The following is a 17,449-nucleotide window of genomic DNA, read 5'->3' on the forward strand; positions in this document are numbered from 1 at the left end:
AGCGGTGGCGGCGTTCTGCGACTCGGATCAGGCCACGTCCCGGCGCTGGAACGACCAGGTCGCCAGCACCGCGAACAGCAGCACCACCCCGCCGAGCAGCAGCCCCGCCTCAGACGAGGTGATCACCATGATGTCCGGCATCGAACTCGACGTCGTCGCCGACCAGTCGTACAGTTCGATCTTCCCGTTGATCCACGCCATCACCCACGTGTACAGCGAGAGCCGGTCGGGGAACGGGACCTTCAGCGCGCCGCCCGCGATCTGCACCAGCAGGTCGCCCACGACCAGGTAACCGGCGATGACGCCGCCCGCGATCGCCGTGTGCCGCCCCAGCATCGCCAGCGAAGCGCCCAGCACCGTCATGCCCAGCGTCAGCACCGCCGTGCGACCCAGGACCGCGAGGTTCTCGTCCCACCAGGGGCCGTCGAGCGTCCCGACCTCGCCGCGCACCGACGCCGTCAGGTACAGCAGGCCGAAGCCCACAGCCAGCAGGCCCACCACCGACGCCGCGCACACCAGCGACGCCGCCGCGAGCTTCGAGCCCCACACGCGCATCCGGTTCGGATGCCACACCAGCAGGTTCGACATGCCGCCGCTCGACCACTCGGCGCCGATCGCCGAAGAGGACAGCATCATCATGATCAGGCCCGCCACGATCGCGACCCCGATGAGCATGAACACGCCCTCCTCGGAGAAGTCGAAGGTGTACACCCACAGGAAGTCCGCGGCCGTGAACTGCTGGTTCCCGATGTACATGTCGCACAGTTCCGTGTGCGACATGTCCTCCGACATCGGGTCGTCGGTCACCCAGAGCCACTCGTCGGACTCGAAGAACTCCTCGTCCGCCAGGCAATCCTCGTACTGGCGGTTGAGCTCGTCGGCCTGCGCCTGCGCCTCGGCCAGATCGGACTCCGTGGGGCCCGTGCTGGAGTTGAACCACACCAGCGTGCACAGGACCAGCAGTCCCGCGACCGCCACGATCCCGAAGATCAGCGACAGGCGACGGCGCAGGATGCGCCGCAATTCCGCTTTGAACAGGTTCACCGCTCCGCACCTTCCGCCTCGCCGGACCCGGCCTCGACCGCCACCGGGGCGGGGGCGCCCACCGGCGCCGCCGCGGGCGGCACCACCGAACCGCCGATCTGGACGGTCTCGCCGGGCACCGGCGCCGTCCCCGTCAACTCCAGGAACACCATTTCCAGGTTCTTCGTCTCGGTCGTCAACTCCGACAGGTAGATGCCCGCGTCCGCCAGCGTCCGCGTGACCCACGCCGCCTCCGGCGCGCCCTGCACCACCAGGCGCTCGCGGTCGACCGCGGCCGTCACCGTCGCGTCCGCCGTCGTGAGCGCCTCCACGGCCTCCGGCAGCGAAGCCGCGTCCGGGAAGCGGACGCTCAGGCTCGTGCCCGAATGGCCCGCGATGATGTCCGCGACCTTCCCGTCCACGATCCGGCGGCCCCGCGAGACGATCGTCATCGCGTCGCACAACTGCTGCACCTCGGAGAGCAGGTGCGAACTGACCACCACGGTCACGCCCTGCGAATGCGCCAGCCACTGGAGGAGCTCGCGCATGTGGTGGATGCCGGCCGGGTCCAACCCGTTCGCCGGCTCGTCCAGGATCAGCAGGCGCGGCTGCTTCAGCAGCGCCTGCGCGACCGCGAGGCGCTGGCGCATCCCCAGCGAGTAGCCGCGGACGGCGCCCTTCGCGGCGTCGCGCAGGCCCACCTGCTCCAGGACCTCCTCGACCCGCGCCTTGGGGACCCCGGCGCTCTCGGCGAGCAGCTGGAGCGTCAGGCGCCCCGAATGGTGCTTGAAGAACTGCGGGGACTCCACGACCGCGCCGATCCGGCCGACGACCTGCGGCCGCTGCCGCGGCACCGTCTGGCCGAAGATCCGCATGGTGCCGCCGTCGACGCGGATGAGGCCCAGCAGGGCCCGCAGCGTCGTGGTCTTGCCCGAGCCGTTCGGGCCCAGGAAACCGTGCACCTGGCCTTCGGCGACCTCCAGGTCGAGGCCGTCCAATGCGTGGTGCGGCTGCCGGAAGGCCCTCGAATAGGTCTTCCGCAGCCCCGATATCTCGATGATGGGGGGCATGTGCTCAATCCAGGATCGCAGGAAGCGGACGGGGTCGCCCCGTCCGCGCGGGCATCGGCGCCGGCTGCGCTCCGAACCCACTGTTCAGACGCCGCGGGCGGCCGTTGCGTTGCTCCGGTCGGCGGGCGGGCCGCCGGACGGCGCGTTCGTGTGTCCTACCTTCCGTCGCCCGGGCCGCCCTCGTCCGAATGTCGCGGGCCCGTGGTTTCATTGACCCGTGGCTCAGTCTGAACGCGTCCTCGACCTGTCCGGCGTCACCGTGCGTCGCGGCGGCAACCAGCTCCTCGACGGCGTCGACTGGCACGTCGACGCCGACCAGCGCTGGGTCATCCTCGGCCCCAACGGCGCGGGCAAGACGACGCTGCTCAACCTAGCGGCCGCCCGCAACCACCCCACCTCCGGCGTGGTCGAGATCCTCGGCGAACGCCTCGGCCGCATCGACGTGTTCGAGCTGCGCCCCCGCATCGGCCTCTCCACCACCGCCGTCGCCGATTCGATCCCCAACGACGAGAAGGCCTTCGACGTCGTGCGCACCGCCGCCTGGGGCCGCATGGGCCGCTGGCGCGAGGAGTACGACCCGCAGGACGACGAGCGCGCCGCCTCGCTCCTGCGCTGGCTCGGCGTCGCCCAGCTCGCCGACCGCCTGTTCGGCACGCTCTCCGAAGGCGAGCGCAAGCGCGTCCTCATCGCCCGCGCGCTCATGACCGACCCCGAGCTCCTCCTCCTCGACGAGCCCGCCGCCGGCCTCGACCTCGGCGCCCGCGAAGCCCTCGTCGCGACCCTCGCCGGCCTCGCCCGCGACGCCGCCGCCCCCGCGCTCGTCCTCGTCACCCACCACGTCGAGGAGATCCCCCCGGGCTTCACCCACGCCCTCGTCCTCTCCGCAGGCGGCGTCATCGCCGCCGGCCCGATCGCCGAGGCCCTCACCTCCGAGACCCTCTCCAAAGCCTTCGGTCTCCCCCTCACCCTCACCGCCAACGGCAGCCGCTTCACCGCCACCGCCGCCTGAACGACCACCGCTCGGTCGCGGCGACCGCCGCCTGGTCTGGTGGCCCGCCCGACCGTCGCCCGGCGACCGCACGGCGTGAACCGCATCACGCCCGGTCCCGCATCGGCCCGGATCGTCGTACCCCCGCGTCAGGGTTTGCACCGGGGGACCGCGACACGAAGCCCGACGGCTCGGCCCCTGCCCGAAAACCGCCCGAATCCGGGCCGCGGGCCCGCATCGGCACGGCTTGTCGTACCCGCGCGTCACCCTCGGATCGGGGGCCCGTGAGACGGCTCCCTAAGGCTCGGCCCCTGCCCTCGTTCTCACCGGTCGGAGGCTGTGCTCACAGGTGCAGCGGTCGTCGGGTGCGGGGCGGCTCGGTTAGGCTGGGCCGGTGAGATTCCGGTGGTGGCGCGCGACGGTCCTGACGGCCGTCGGCGCATTGGCGCTCGTGTACCTCGCCGGCATCACTCGCATCGGCGGTGCCGAGGCCGAGCAGCTCCAAGACGTGCCCGCGCTCACCGCCGACCCCACCGCGGAGCTCGCCGCTATCCGCGACGGCGCGCCCGTCTCCGGCGCCGACCCCGCGACCGCGCTCGAAGCGGCCGCCGCCGACCCCGCCACCGCGGCCGCGCTCGCCGCCGCCGAGCCCAGCGCCGACACCGGCGAACTCGGCGCCGCGCTCGCCTCGCTCCAGTCCGCGGAAGGCGACCTCGACCCCGTCGAGGTCAACGCGTTCTTCACCGACCTCGGCGCCGAGCCGACCGCGTGGCTCGCCGTGCTCTACCCGTCGGTCGTCGCCGAGCTGCCCGGCGCGCCCTTCGACGCGCGCATCGCCGCGAACCGCCTCGTCCTCGAAGCGACCACCGCGGCCTCCACCGCCTACGCGAGCCCTGAGCGGCCCTGGACCGCCGACGCCGAGCGGCCCGCCCGCGCAGAGCTCACCGCGCTCATCGGCACCGACCGCCAGTTCCTCTACCTCGACCCGTACAACAACGCCGGGGACGGCTCCTGGATCGAGGTCGTGGGCGACCTCCACACCGCCGAGAACGTCGCCGTCCTCGTCCCCGGCGGGTCCGCCGTGCTCTCCAGCGAGAACTTCGAGCTGTACTACAACCGCGCGAAGTCGTTCGTCGACGCCGCCGACGGCGAGCTCGCGATCGTCGTGTGGGCCGCCGCCTCCTGGCCCTCGGGCTGGGTCGAGGAGTCCTGGGCGTCCTGGTCGCAGGTCGCCGCCGAGAGCCTCGCGTCCTTCACCTTCGACCTGCGCAACCAGATCGGCGAGGACACCCCGCTGACGCTCGCGGGCCACTCCTACGGCGGCGCGGTCATCGGCTACGCCGAGACCCACGAGGTCGAGGCCGACCAGATCCTCCACATCGCCTCGGCCGGGATGGGCAACGAGGTCTACAGCCCCGAGGACTACACCGAGCCATGCCGACCGCGCTACTCGATCACCGCGCCGGGCGACCCGATCTCCTACGTCCAGGGGATGCCGTACGTGCCGCTCCTGGGCCACGGCGCCGACCCCGACGACTTCCCCGGGGTGCAGAACCTCGCCACCGGGAAGCTCTCCGACGCGCCCGGCGCCGTCGACGACTACGGGCTCAGCCTCGCCGAACAGGGCCTCTCCGGCAAGACCGTCGAAGGCGTCCACTCGCACTCGGAGATCTTCTACCCCGAGTCCGACGCGTGGAACAACATCCTCAAGGTCCTCCTCAACGAGGCCCCCGGCCTCGCCGACGAGCAGCCCGAGGCCTACGCGCCCTGCGCGTGAGACGCGGAAGGGCCCGGCCGTCACCGGCCGGACCCGCGAAATCCTCTGAGACCCGCTAGTCGCGTTCGAGCAGCAGGCCCAGGTGCTTCTCGACCACCGGCAGGGCCTCCTCGACGGTGACCTCCCGGCCGAGCTCGCGCGACAGGCTCGTCACGTCGGCGTCGGTGATCGCGCACGGCGCGATCCGCTCCCAGTACGACATGTCGGGGTTGCAGTTGAGCGCGAAGCCGTGCATGGTCGTCGCCCACCGCACCCGCACCCCGATCGCGCAGATCTTGCGCTCGGGCCCCCGGTCGTCGGCGGGGAGCCACACGCCGGTGCGGTCGTGCATCCGCCCGCGCGCCGAGGTCACCCCGAACTCGTGGCACACCGCCGCGATCGCGTCCTCGACGCGCCGCACATAGCCGACGATGTCGGTCTTCTTGCGCAGCTTGATGATCGGGTAGCCGACGATCTGGCCGGGCCCGTGCCAGGTGATCTGACCGCCCCGGTCGACCGTGACGACCGGCGTGCCGTCCTGCGGCAGCGCCCACGTCTCGGTGCGCCGCCCCGCGGTGTACACGCTCGGATGCTGGAGCAGCAGCACGGTGTCGCCGATCTCGTCGTCGATCCGGCGCTGCTGGAGCTCCTTCTGGTAGTCCCAGGCCTCCTGGTAGTCCACCAGGCCCCGCCGCTCGACCGTTATCCCGTCGACCGGGACGGTGATGCTCCCTGCCGCGGTGTCCGCGGATTCCACTGGCGCAGTCATGCCTCGACACTAATCCCGCCGGGCCCTCCGCGGCCACCGGACGCCGCGCGCGTCACCCGTGTTCCGGGGAGGAGTCGTACCCGTTATGGGCGGGTCGTTCTTTATGGTGCCGTTACTTAATTGCAGACTAGTTGCGGCCCTCCAGCGCCCCAGTGACCGGGCGTGAGCTGTCACACTACTATGCCTAGGGTACTTAAAGCCCAATCCGCTCGCCCCGCGCCAGTCGAGGGTTGCACACGACCACAGGGATACGAATGGAATCAACGCCGAAGGCTCCGATGGTCACCATCTCCGGGGTCAACAAGCACTTCGGGGAGCTGCACGCGCTCAAGGACATCGAACTGTCCGTGGACGACGGCGAGGTCGTGGTCCTCATCGGACCGTCCGGCTCCGGCAAGTCCACGCTGTGCCGGACCATCAACCGCCTCGAGATCGTCGACTCCGGTTCGATCACCGTCAACGGCAGCCCCCTCCCCGCGGAGGGCCGCGCGCTCGCCAACCTGCGCGCCGACGTCGGCATGGTCTTCCAGCACTTCAACCTCTTCGCCCACCTGACGGTCCTCCAGAACATCACCCTGGGCCCGATCAAGGTGCGCCGCACCCCCCGCGCGCAGGCCAACGAGCGCGCCCGCCAGCTCCTGGAGCGCGTCGGCCTCGCCGACAAGGCCGACGCCTACCCCGCGCAGCTCTCCGGCGGCCAGCAGCAGCGCGTGGCCATCGCCCGCGGCCTGGCGATGGACCCCAAGCTCATGATGTTCGACGAGCCGACCTCCGCGCTCGACCCCGAGATGATCAACGAGGTCCTCGACGTCATGCAGGACCTCGCCCGCGAGGGCATGACGATGGTCGTGGTCACCCACGAGATGGGCTTCGCCCGCCGCGCGGCCAACCGGGTCGTGTTCATGGCCGACGGCCAGATCGTCGAGATCGCCCCGCCCGACGAGTTCTTCGACGACCCGAAGACCGCCCGGGCCCAGGACTTCCTCTCCAAGGTCATGTCCCACTGAGCATGACGCCCTGAACCAGAAGACCACCGCACCGTTCGCCCCATACGACTGTTCGCCCATAAGGAAAGGAAACAGCTATGCGCACTCTCAAGAAGGGCGCGGCCCGCAAGGCCGCGATCGCGGCCGTCGCCGCCGTGGCCATGTCCCTGGCCGCCTGCTCCGGCGAGGCAAGCCAGGAGCAGGAGAAGGACGACGAGCTTCAGGAGTCGGTCGGCGCCTACTCCCTCGAAGCCGCCGCCGAGCTTCCCGCGGGCCTCATCTCGGACATCAAGGAGCGCGGCGTCCTCGTCGTCGGCTCCAAGTTCGACCAGCCGCTCATCGGCCAGAAGGACACCGCGACCGGCAAGATCGAGGGCTTCGACGCCGAGATGGGCCGCCTCATCGCGCAGTACATCTTCGGCACCGTCGACGAGGAGGGCGACGACGCCAACCTCAAGTTCGTCGAGACCACCTCGCAGAACCGCGAGACGTACATCAACGACGGCACCGTCGACATGGTCATCGCCTCCTACTCGATGTACCCCGAGCGCCTGACCCAGTTCGAGTTCGGCGGCCCGTACTTCAACACCGGCCAGAACGTCATGGTCGCGGCCGACAACACCGACATCAACTCGGTGGCCGACCTCGCCGGCAAGGACGTCTGCATCGCCGAGGGCTCCGGCTCGATCGGGAACCTGGAGAAGGAGAACCCCGAGGCGAAGATCACGCCGCTGGTCGACTACGGCGCCTGCGCGCAGGCCCTCGAGAACGGCCAGACCGACGCGGTCAGCACCGACGAGACCATCCTCTACGGCTTCACCGTCGACAAGCCCGACGCGTTCCGCGTCCTCGACTCCGCCAACATCTTCACCGACGAGCCCTACGGCGTCGGCATGAAGCTCGGCGAGACCGACGCGCGCGAGTTCATCAACACCATGATCGACGAGATCACCGCCAACGGCGACTGGCAGAAGGCCTTCGACCTGACCTTCGGCGCCGCGGGCATGCCGACCCCGGCCGAGCTCCCGGTCCCGAACCGCTACTAGACCCGCGACCGTTCGGTAGGGCGGCGGCGGCCGATCGCCCGGCCGCCGCCGCCCGCCAAATGGAGGAGTCCGCTTGTTCGACAACTTCGATTCGATGTCCGAGGCCCTGCTCGAAGGCATGTGGACCACGGTGTGGGTCACCCTCGCCAGTTTCGTCATCGCCCTCGCCATCGGCATGGTCCTTCTGGTCATGCACGTCAGCCCCGCCCCTCCGGCCCGCTGGGCCGCCAACGCCTACACGCAGCTGTTCCGCAACGTGCCGCTCCTGGCGATCCTGATCATCATGTTCTTCGGCCTGCCGGCCATCGGGATCAGGGCCGACAACTGGGTCTGGGCCCTCGTCGGCCTCGGCATGTACACCGGCGCCCTCGTCGGCGAGACCCTGCGCTCGGGCATCAACTCGATCCCCCTGGGCCAGGCCGAGGCCGCCCGCTCGCTCGGGCTGACCTTCGGGCAGTCGCTCGGCTCGGTGATCCTGCCGCAGTCGATCCGCGTGGTCATCCCCCCGCTGGGCTCGCTCCTGATCGCGCTGGTCAAGAACAGCGCGCTCGTCTCGGCGATCGGCGTGGCGGAACTGACCGCCAGGTCGCGCCGCCTCATCGAGGACACCGAGAGCAGGTACGACCTGTGGGGCGTCATCATCGGCGTCACCGTCGGCTACCTGCTGATCGCCCTCGTCTTCAGCTACCTCGTGCGGATCGCTGAGAAGCGCACCGCGTTCGTCCGATGAAAGGGGCCGAGTCATGAGCAGACAAGGCGAGACCACGGTCCTGTTCGACGCGCTCGGTCCCAAGGGCCGACGCAACGCCAACATCGCCTCCGTCATCTCCGCGTTGGTCATCGTGGGCCTGCTCGCGCTGGCCGCCGTCGGGCTCGCCGGGCAGAACTTCTTCGAGGCCTCCCGCTGGATCAACCCGCTGGACGCGCTCGTCGTCGAGAACACCTGGGTCCCTTCGATCATCGCCACACTCCAGGCGTTCGCGCTCGGCTCGGTCCTGGCGCTGTTCCTCGGTGTGATCTTCGGGTTCGGCCGGATCTCCCAGTTCGGGCTGACCCGCTGGGTCTCCACCGGTTACGTGCAGTTCTTCCGCTCGCTGCCGCTGGTGCTCCTCATCTGGATCTCCTTCACCATCGACGGCCACTTCGGCTTCACGACCGGGACGCTCGGCTGGTCGGGGGAGGCGCGCCGCCTGACGTTCCTGGTGGTGGGCCTGGGCGTCTACAACGGCGCCGTCCTCGCCGAGATCCTCCGCGCGGGCGTGGCGGCGCTGCCGTCGGGCCAGGCGATGGCCGGGCACGCGATCGGCCTGCGCCACGGGCAGGTCCAGCGCCTGGTGGTGCTCCCGCAGGTGCTGCGGAACATGCTCCCGGCGGTGCTGGCGCAGCTGGTGATCCTCCTCAAGGACACCTCGCTGGGCTACGTGATCACCTACCCCGAGCTGCTGCACTCGGCCGACATCATCGGCAGCGACTACGGCAACTCCTATCTCCAGGCGCTCATCATCGCCGCGGCGATCTACTTCGTACTGGCCTACGCCCTGTCGAAGCTGGTGGTCCTCGCGGAGCGGCGCCTGCGCAAGAAGACCGCGGCGCCGCTGGCCCGCGTCAAGCAGATCGAGGCCTCCGCCGTCGCGGACTGACCTCGCCTCCGCAGAGGGGCCCCGCCGCATCGCGGCGGGGCCCCTCTGCGTCGTTCCCGGCCATGCGGCCCTTCGGGTATGAGGGACCGTCGCGACCGGGCCCTGCTACCCTCCTTTTGAAATCAACAACCATTTTCAATTGGTGGGGGAACGACGCGATGAAACTCGCCTTCGTCGGCAAGGGCGGCTCGGGCAAGACCACGATGGCCTCGCTGTTCGCCAGGCGCGCAGCGGCACTCGGGCATCCGGTCATGGCCGTGGACGCCGACATCAACCAGCACTTCGCGGCCGCGCTCGGCCTCGACGCCGAGGCCGCCGCCATGGGCCCCGTCCTCGGCGAGCACCTGGGGGACATCAAGGAGTACCTGCGGGGCGACAACCCCCTCATCCCCTCGGCCGACCTCATGCTCAAGACCACGCCGCCCGGGCCCGGCTCGCGCCTGCTCACCGTCGGCGAGTCCAACCCCGTCCTCGACCGACTCTTCACCCTCCACGAGGGCATCCGCTTCGCGGCCACCGGCGGCTTCGTGGACGACGACCTCGGCGTCTCCTGCTACCACTCCAAAGTGGGCGCCGTCGAGCTCCTCCTCAACCACCTCGTGGACGGGCCCGACGAGTTCGTCGTGGTCGACATGGTCGCGGGCGCCGAGGCGTTCGCCTCCGGGATGTTCACCCGCTTCGACCACACCTTCCTGGTGTGCGAGCCGACCCTGCGCAGCGTCGGCGTCTACAAGCAGTACCTCGGCTACGCCGAGGACTACGACGTCGACATCGCCGTGATCGGCAACAAGATCGACGACGAGGACGACGTGGCCTTCCTGCGCGAGCACGTCGGCGACGCACTCCTGGGCTGGTGCACCCGCTCCAAGTACGTCAAGGCCGCCGAGCGGGGCGCGGTGGGCCCCGTCGCCGACCTCGAACCCGAGAACCTCGCCGTGGTCGACGCCGCCCGCAGGCGGGCCGTCGCCGGCGGCAAGGACTGGCCCAAGTTCACCCGCCAGGCCCACGAGTTCCACCGCAGGGCCGCCCGCGCCTGGGGGAACGACCGCGCGGGCGTCGACCTGGCCGACCAGATCGTGCCCGGCTACGTCCTGGGGGAGCACCTGCTCCGCGCCCCGGCCGTCTGAGCCGTCCGCATCCGGGACGGGCGCGCCCAGCGCCGTGCGCGCCCGCCCCGGACCCGGCACCGCCCAACGGGACCCGTCTGCGTCGACTACCCGACAGCGGACGGTGACCGGACCGAGCACAATGAACCGATTCGAACCGAGAGGAGTACGCATGTCCCTTGACGTCTCTGAAGACCTGCTCGCCAAGGCCGAAACCGGGGAGGTCGGCGACGCCGACTTCATCGACTGCGTCAAGCAGTCGCTGCCGTTCGCCTGGGAGCTCATCGCGAAAGTCGTGAACGACCTGAAGAACGGGGTCGTCTCGTCGAGCGGCTCGACGCAGTTCGCCGACAACACCACGCCGCCGCCGGACGAGCAGTCGCGCGGGCAGCTGCTGCGGGTGCTCGCCTCCGACTCGATGCGCGGCGCCCTCGAACGCCACTACGGCGTCAAGCTCGCCTTCCAGAACTGCCACCGGATCGCGGCGTTCCCGGTCTCCGAGGTCGACTCGGACACCTACCGCAAGTTCATCTCGCCGCGCGGGCAGCTGCTCAACCAGTCGCCGGAACTGCGCGACTGCTGAGCCGGGCCTCCGCACGCGAAGGCCGGCGGGACCGGGCGGTCCCGCCGGCCTTCGGCGCGTTCAGGCCGGTCGGCGCGTGATGAGGAAGTCCCGCACCAGTTCCTCGCCCTGCTTCACCAGGGGCCGCAGTATCTTCAGCCGCGACAGGGCCACCACGCGGGCGGCCAGCGGCGCGGTGCGCCGAGCGAGCTCGCGTGACTTCTCCTGGTCGGGCGAGGCGTCGTAGACCCAGTACAGGACCACGACCATCTGGTGCAGCCACAGCATCTCGGGCAGGATGTCTGCCATGTCCTTGGGCACCTTGGTCTTCGAGCCCTCCAGGACCTCCCGGTAGAGCGCGATGTCCCGGTCGCGGCTCGCGGTCGAGTCCTCCGAGAACGGGCTCAGCGGGCTGGACGGGTCGGCCGCGTTGCGGAAGAACTGGCCCGCGAAGGCGTGGTAGGGCCCGGCGATGTCGAGCCAGGCCAGCAGCGCCGCCTCGATCCGCTCGGCGAGCGTCTCCTTGCCGGCGAGCAGTTCCGGCGTCAGTTCGGCGTGGCGGGTCGTGGCCTGCTCGTAGAAGCCCTGGATCAGGTGCTCCTTGGACTTGAAGTAGTAGTAGGCGTTGCCGACCGACACTCCGGCCTCGGCCGCGATCGCCCGCATCGTCGTCTTGTCGTAGCCGCGTTCGGCGAACATGTCGAGGGCGGTGTCGATGATGCGCTGCCGCGTCCGCTCGCCCTTCGACGAGGGGCGGGCGGACGCGGAGGCGTCTTCGGCGGCGCCGCCCTGAGCGGCGCCGCCTTCTGGATCCGGTGGTCTCGAAGCAGATGCGCTCACGCAGGCGATCCTACTTGGGTCAGGCCCCGTACGCCTGCGGCCGCTGCGGGGGACGGGGCGGTTCGAGCGTGGCGAGGGCGCGGGCGTCCACGTGGCCCCGCTTGCGGAAGCCGTTGAGCACGATGACGTTGAGGACGTGGAGGACCCCCAGCACCAGGAGCACGGCGCCGATCTTGACCGCGACGGTCTCGAACACGCCCCGGGCGTCGGCGATCGGGGCGGTGGTGCGCAGCCACAGCGCCACGAACCCGAAGTTGAGGAGGTAGAAGCCGACCTGGAGCAGTTTGTTGACCGCTTGCGCGAGCTGCTCGTCTCCGGCGAAGACGTCCTTGATGAAGTGGAACCCGTTGGCACCGAGGGTCCGGGCGACCCAGACGGTGAGCGGGATCGCGACCAGGAGGTAGGCGATGTAACCGACGACTGCCAAGTCCATGACAGTGCTCCGTTCTCTGCGGGGGCTCAATGAGTTGAACATGTTCAACTCCTGCTTCAAGCTATCCCATCGTCTTGAACATGTTCAAGTCCTCGCGGCGAAGTATCGCGCACGACACAGCCCCGGCGGTTTCTCAGAGCGCGAAACGAAGGCGTGCGCGGCGACCGGCGGCCTGTAGGCTGGCCGCGTGACTGTTGCGGTGCGTGTGATCCCCTGCCTGGACGTGGATGCCGGGCGGGTCGTCAAGGGCGTCAACTTCGAGAACCTGCGCGACGCCGGCGACCCCGTCGAACTGGCCGCCGCCTATGACGCGGCCGGGGCCGACGAGCTGACGTTCCTCGACGTGAGCGCCTCCTCGGGCGACCGGGCCACCATGTACGACGTGGTCGCGCGCACCGCGGAGCAGGTGTTCATCCCGCTCACCGTCGGCGGGGGCGTGCGGACGCCCGAGGACGTGGACCGGCTGCTGCGCGCCGGGGCCGACAAGGTCGGCATCAACACCGCCGCCATCGCCCGGCCCGAGGTCATCGCCGACATCGCCGAGCGGTTCGGGAACCAGGTGCTCGTGCTCTCCGCCGACGTGGCCGCCGGGCGCGACACCGCCTCGGGCTGGGAGGTCACCACCCACGGCGGGCAGAAGCGCCCGACCGGCCTCGACGCGGTCGAATGGTGCGCGCGGGCGGCCGAGCTCGGGGCGGGGGAGATCCTGCTCAACTCGATCGACTCCGACGGGATGCGCCAGGGCTTCGACCTCGACCTCATCGCCGCCGTGCGAGCGGTCGTGAACGTCCCGCTCATCGCCTCCGGCGGCGCGGGCGCCGCCGCGCACTTCCCGCCCGCGGTGGACGCGGGCGCCGACGCGGTCCTCGCCGCCTCGATCTTCCACTTCGGCGACGTCGCGATCAGCGAGGTCAAGCACGAACTGACCGCGGCGGGCCACCCCGTCCGCTGAAGCGCGCTTCAGACCGGGTCGCACCCGATCGGGTGACTCGGGCGCCGCGGGGCGCGGTTTTGTCGTACCCGCGCGCGAACCTGGGCGCTACGGTTTCCCCTCTGGGTGGGTGGGGGCTAGGGATGGTAGAAGCCGAACGCCGCGTTCACTATTGAGCATTCCCTGAGACCCACGGTCCCAGCGCCCCGGGAGGAACCGCGGCGCCGGGGAATGCCCGCGCTCCTCTCGCCGTTGCACCTTCGGCCAGCGCGATGCGGCCCTCCGGGTCCGGTGCCGCGGCGATCGGGAATGCGGTTGTCGTCTGTCGGGGGTCCGAGGCATCATTGCTAGCGGTTGCTTGCCGACCGGCTAGGAACCCGCCTGGCGCCACCCACCCGACCGGAGACCTGATGACGCTGCCCACCGGCGACGCCGCGACGACCGCAGAGGCACCCTCCACCGACACCCGCATCCTCCGCAGGGGACTGCGCAACATCGGCGACATGATCCGCCTCGAACCCCGCCCCTTCGCCGTCGGCGCGCTCGGGGCGATGGTCAACACCGCCATGACCCTGTTCCTCTCGTACATCGTCGGCTGGGTCGTCGCCGGGATCGCCGTGCCCGCCTACGAGAACGGCGAGGTCGCCCTCGGCACCGTCCTCCTCGGCGTGGCCGCGCTCCTGGGCACCTCGATCATCCGCTTCTCCTCGATGTGCGCGCGCCGCATCGGCGCGGGCGTCATGATGTTCGGCGTCCAGGCCCACTGGCGCCGCCGCATCACTCGCCGCTACCTCGCGCTCCCCGTCTCCTGGCACCAGAAGCACCCCACCGGCACCCTCCTGTCCAACGCGAACGCCGACGTCGAGGCCGCCACCCGCCCCCTCGCCCCGCTGCCCTTCGCCTGCGGCACCATCTTCATGGTCGCCATCGCGATGATCGCGTTCTTCTCCATCGACTGGGCCATCGCCCTGGTCGCTCTCGGCATGTTCCCGGCCCTGTTCGCGCTCAACGCGATCTTCGCCACCAAGATGGCCCCCCGCGCCAAGCGCGCCCAGGAACTGCGCGCCGAGGTCTCCGCGGTCGGCCACGAGTCCTTCGACGGCGCCCTCGTCGTCAAGGCCATGGGACGCGAAGCCGCCGAGACCGAGCGCTTCAGCGCCTCCGCCGACGAACTGCGGGACGCCATGATCGGCGTGGGCCGCCTCCGCGCCGCCTTCGAACCCGCCATCGCCGGACTCCCCGAGCTCGGCGTCCTCGTCGCGCTCCTCGTCGGCCTCGCCCGCTTCGAAGCCGGCGCGATCGACCTCGGCCAGCTCGTCACCGTCTCCTTCATGTTCTCCGTCCTCGCCTTCCCCGTCCGCGCCATCGGCTGGGTCCTCGGCGACCTCCCCGGTTCCGTCGTCGGCCGCGAGCGCGTCGACCACGTCCTCGCCGCCACCGGCGACATGGCCTACGGCGACAAGGAACTCCCCGAGACCCCCGCTCCGGCGACCCTCGCCTTCGACCGCGTCGCCTACGCCTACCCCGACGGCCACGAGGCTCTCGCCGAGGTCACCTTCACCGTCGAGCCCGGCACCACCGTCGCCCTCGTCGGCGCCACCGGCTCCGGCAAGTCCACCCTCGCCCACCTGGCCGCCCGCCTCATCGACCCCAGCGGCGGCGCCCTCCGCCTCGACGGCGAGGACCTGCGCGACCTCACCCACGCCTCCCTCGCCCGCAGCGCCGCGCTCGTCCAGCAGATCCCCTTCGTCTTCGACGACACCGTGCGCGCCAACATCTCCCTCGACCGCCCCGGCGTCGACGACGACCGCGTCTGGGACGCCCTCGTCGCCGCCGGCGCCGAGAAGTTCACCGCCTCCCTCGACAAGGGACTCGACACCGAGGTCGGCGAGCGCGGCACCACCCTCTCCGGCGGCCAGCGCCAGCGCCTCACCCTTGCCCGCGCCCTGGCCGGGCGCCCGCGGCTCCTCGTCCTCGACGACGCGACGAGCGCCGTCGACCCGAAGGTCGAGTCGCAGATCCTTGCGGGGCTCAAGGGCTCCTCGGAGTCCGCGAGCGTCCTCGTCGTCGCCTACCGGCGCGCCACCATCGCGCTCGCCGACCGGGTCGTGTTCCTCGAGAACGGCCGCATCACCGCCCAGGGCACCCATGTCGGGCTGCTCGAAACCCACCGCCCCTACGCCGAACTCGTCACCGCCTACGAGCGGGCCGAGGCCGAGCGCGAATTCGACGAGGAGAACGCGGCGTGAGCGATCAGCGCGACACCACCCGACCCGCGAAGACGAACGCCGAACCGGAAGCGGCCCAAACGGAATCGGCACTGTCTGAACCGGCACCGTCCCAACCCGCACCGTCCGAGCACGAGCAGCCCGGCCCCTGGCAGACGGTCAAGCGCGGCCTCCAGCTCTCCCCGGAGCTGCGCCGGGGCCTCGGCTTCACGGTGTTCCTCGCGGCCGTCACCGCCCTGGGCCGCCTCGTCGTGCCCATCGGCGCGCAGCAGATCCTCGACAAGGGGCTCCTAGGCGACGGCGGCCCCGACCTCGCCTACGTGATCGCGGTGGCCGCGATCGGCGTGGCCGTCCTCGTGCTCACCACCGGCGCGAACTACCTCATGAACCGGCGCCTGTTCGTCGTCTCCGAGCACGCACTGGCCTCGCTGCGGCGCAGGACGTTCCGGCACATCCACGACCTCTCGATGCTCCACCAGCAGTCGGAGCGGCGCGGGTCCCTGACGGCGCGGGTGACGACCGACATCGACCAGGTGAGCCAGTTCCTCCAGCAGGGCGGCATGGTCCTGGTGACCTCCACGGCGCAGATCATCGTCGCCACGGTCGTCATGGCGGTGTACTCCTGGCAGCTGGCGATCGCGGTGTGGATCGTGTTCATCCCGGTGACCTGGCTGATCAAATGGCTCCAAGGGCACCTGGCCTCGGCCTACACGCAGGTGCGCGGCAGCGTCTCGCGGATGCTCTCGGCCGTCGCCGAGTCGGTCGTGGGCGCGGGCACGGTCCGCGCCTACGGGGTCGGCTCGCGCACGAGCGAACGCCTGGACGCCTCGATCGACGAGCACCGCCGCGACCAGACCCGCGCGATCAGCCGCTCGGCGTTCTCCTTCGGCGCCGGAGAACTCGTCTACCTGGGCGTCAACGCGATCGTCGTGGTGCTCGGCGCGTTCCTGGTCGCCGACGGCTCGATGACCGTGGGCGCGCTGACCGCGTTCCTGTTCCTCGTCGTGCTGTTCACGCAGCCGATCGTGATCGGCACCGAGACGCTCAACGAGGCGCAGAACGCCGTCTCGGGCTGGCGGCGGGTGCTCGACATCATCGACACCGCCCCCGACGTGGCCGACCCGGCCGACGGCGTCGACCTGCCCGGCGGCCCGCTCGGCGTGCGCTTCGAAGGCGTCCGCTTCGCCTACCCGGGCGGCCCGGAGGTGCTGCACGGCATCGACGTCGAGATCCCCGCGCACGCGAAGGTCGCCGTCGTCGGCGAGACCGGCTCGGGCAAGACCACGTTCGCGAAGCTCCTGACCCGCCTGATGGACCCGACCTCCGGGCACGTGGTCCTCGGCGGCGTCCCGCTGACCGACGTGACCTTCGCGTCGCTGCGCGGACGCGTGACGATGGTGCCGCAGGAGGGCTTCCTGTTCAACGGCACGCTCGCCCGCAACGTCCGCTTCGCGCGCCCGGACCTGACGGAGGCCGAGATCTACGTGGCCTTCGCCGAACTCGGCCTCACCGACTGGGTCGACACGCTCCCCGCCGGGCTCGACACCGAGCTGGGCGAGGGCGGCGCGAACCTCTCGGTGGGGGAGCGCCAGCTCGTGTCGCTGGTGCGCGCGTACGTGGCCGACCCCGACCTGCTCGTCCTCGACGAGGCGACGAGCGCGGTCGACCCGGCGACGGAACTGCGGCTCTCCGCGGCGCTCGACGCCGTGACCCGCGGGCGCACCACCGTCATCATCGCCCACCGCCTGTCCACCGCGGAGACCTCGGACGAGGTCCTCGTCTTCGACGCGGGCGAACTGGTCCAGCAGGGCCCGCACGCGGTCCTCGCGGCCGAGTCCGGCTCGGTCTACGCGGGCCTGCACGGCTCCTGGGTCGAGCAGACCCGCTCGAACTGACGCGGTGGTGGAAGAGGCGATGGTGAAGAGGCGATAGCGGAGAGGCGGCGCGGCGCCGCCTCTCTCGCTCGCTCGCTCCGGAAGCGCGTCGCCGCCGAGAAGCCCTCGCGAACCGCCGTGATCAGCCGATCGCGGCGCGAACGCCTCGACCGTGCCGCCAAGCCCCTGAGAACCGC

The 17,449-nt window shown here is 70.7% G+C and carries 16 protein-coding genes; 11 read left to right on the forward strand and 5 right to left on the reverse strand.

Annotated elements, in window-relative coordinates:
* Nucleotides 1-27: 27 nt before the first annotated feature.
* Together E9998_RS12345 and E9998_RS12350 are read right to left on the reverse strand one after the other, a co-directional pair.
* Entirely contained in the window at nucleotides 28-1,044 is a 1,017-nt protein-coding gene (locus tag E9998_RS12345; RefSeq protein WP_136530003.1) for an ABC transporter permease subunit, read from the reverse strand.
* Nucleotides 1,041-2,093 carry an ABC transporter ATP-binding protein gene (locus tag E9998_RS12350; RefSeq protein ID WP_136530004.1) on the reverse strand — a complete coding sequence of 351 codons (1,053 nt, stop codon included), beginning with the start codon at nucleotides 2,091-2,093 and terminating at the stop codon, nucleotides 1,041-1,043. The genes E9998_RS12345 and E9998_RS12350 overlap by 4 nt, the downstream gene beginning before the upstream one ends.
* Nucleotides 2,094-2,310: 217 nt before the next feature.
* Between E9998_RS12350 and E9998_RS12355 the strand changes: the two genes are divergently transcribed.
* Complete coding sequence (locus E9998_RS12355) at nucleotides 2,311-3,102, forward strand: ABC transporter ATP-binding protein (protein ID WP_136530005.1); 792 nt, start codon at nucleotides 2,311-2,313, stop codon at nucleotides 3,100-3,102.
* A gap of 373 nt (nucleotides 3,103-3,475) precedes the next feature.
* Nucleotides 3,476-4,858, forward strand: coding sequence for an alpha/beta hydrolase (locus E9998_RS12360; RefSeq protein ID WP_136530006.1), 1,383 nt, complete (start codon nucleotides 3,476-3,478; stop codon nucleotides 4,856-4,858).
* A gap of 55 nt (nucleotides 4,859-4,913) precedes the next feature.
* On the opposite strand, the gene lipB is transcribed toward E9998_RS12360, so the two are convergent.
* A complete protein-coding gene (lipB, locus tag E9998_RS12365; protein WP_420842433.1) occupies nucleotides 4,914-5,564 on the reverse strand; it encodes a lipoyl(octanoyl) transferase LipB in 651 nt (216 codons plus the stop codon).
* A gap of 296 nt (nucleotides 5,565-5,860) precedes the next feature.
* Here lipB and E9998_RS12370 point away from each other — a divergent pair, with 296 nt between their 5' ends.
* The 6 genes from E9998_RS12370 (at nucleotide 5,861) to E9998_RS12395 (ending at nucleotide 10,967) form a co-directional block, all read left to right on the forward strand.
* Entirely contained in the window at nucleotides 5,861-6,613 is a 753-nt protein-coding gene (locus E9998_RS12370) for an amino acid ABC transporter ATP-binding protein (RefSeq protein ID WP_275669509.1), read from the forward strand.
* 77 nt (nucleotides 6,614-6,690) lie between these two features.
* Entirely contained in the window at nucleotides 6,691-7,638 is a 948-nt protein-coding gene (locus E9998_RS12375) for a glutamate ABC transporter substrate-binding protein (RefSeq protein WP_136530008.1), read from the forward strand.
* Between the two features lie 73 nt (nucleotides 7,639-7,711).
* Nucleotides 7,712-8,368 (forward strand): amino acid ABC transporter permease, encoded by a 657-nt coding sequence (locus tag E9998_RS12380; protein WP_136530009.1) that lies wholly within the window; start codon nucleotides 7,712-7,714, stop codon nucleotides 8,366-8,368.
* A gap of 13 nt (nucleotides 8,369-8,381) precedes the next feature.
* Nucleotides 8,382-9,278, forward strand: a complete 897-nt coding sequence (locus E9998_RS12385) for an amino acid ABC transporter permease (RefSeq protein ID WP_136530010.1) — start codon at nucleotides 8,382-8,384, stop codon at nucleotides 9,276-9,278.
* Nucleotides 9,279-9,436: 158 nt separating this feature from the next.
* On the forward strand, nucleotides 9,437-10,405 hold the full coding sequence (locus tag E9998_RS12390; protein ID WP_136530011.1) for an ATP-binding protein: 969 nt from the start codon (nucleotides 9,437-9,439) through the stop codon (nucleotides 10,403-10,405).
* A gap of 151 nt (nucleotides 10,406-10,556) precedes the next feature.
* Entirely contained in the window at nucleotides 10,557-10,967 is a 411-nt protein-coding gene (locus tag E9998_RS12395; protein WP_136530012.1) for an SCO5389 family protein, read from the forward strand.
* Nucleotides 10,968-11,027: 60 nt separating this feature from the next.
* Here the strand turns inward: E9998_RS12395 and E9998_RS12400 are convergent, their stop codons facing one another.
* Nucleotides 11,028-11,786: a TetR/AcrR family transcriptional regulator gene (locus E9998_RS12400; RefSeq protein WP_136530013.1), complete on the reverse strand. Its 759-nt coding sequence runs from the start codon at nucleotides 11,784-11,786 to the stop codon at nucleotides 11,028-11,030.
* A 19-nt stretch (nucleotides 11,787-11,805) separates the two neighbouring features.
* Entirely contained in the window at nucleotides 11,806-12,219 is a 414-nt protein-coding gene (locus E9998_RS12405) for a hypothetical protein (RefSeq protein WP_204745409.1), read from the reverse strand.
* A 187-nt stretch (nucleotides 12,220-12,406) separates the two neighbouring features.
* Here E9998_RS12405 and hisF point away from each other — a divergent pair, with 187 nt between their 5' ends.
* From hisF to E9998_RS12420, 3 genes are all read left to right on the forward strand, one after another.
* Nucleotides 12,407-13,171 carry an imidazole glycerol phosphate synthase subunit HisF gene (gene hisF, locus E9998_RS12410; RefSeq protein WP_136530014.1) on the forward strand — a complete coding sequence of 255 codons (765 nt, stop codon included), beginning with the start codon at nucleotides 12,407-12,409 and terminating at the stop codon, nucleotides 13,169-13,171.
* 389 nt (nucleotides 13,172-13,560) lie between these two features.
* Nucleotides 13,561-15,399, forward strand: coding sequence for an ABC transporter ATP-binding protein (locus E9998_RS12415; protein ID WP_204745410.1), 1,839 nt, complete (start codon nucleotides 13,561-13,563; stop codon nucleotides 15,397-15,399).
* 71 nt (nucleotides 15,400-15,470) lie between these two features.
* Entirely contained in the window at nucleotides 15,471-17,273 is a 1,803-nt protein-coding gene (locus E9998_RS12420; protein ID WP_136530116.1) for an ABC transporter ATP-binding protein, read from the forward strand.
* The last annotated feature ends 176 nt before the right edge of the window (nucleotides 17,274-17,449 follow it).

The sequence above is a fragment of the Glycomyces paridis genome, from assembly GCF_004912155.1.
Taxonomy (GTDB): Bacteria; Actinomycetota; Actinomycetes; order Mycobacteriales; family Micromonosporaceae; genus Glycomyces; species Glycomyces paridis.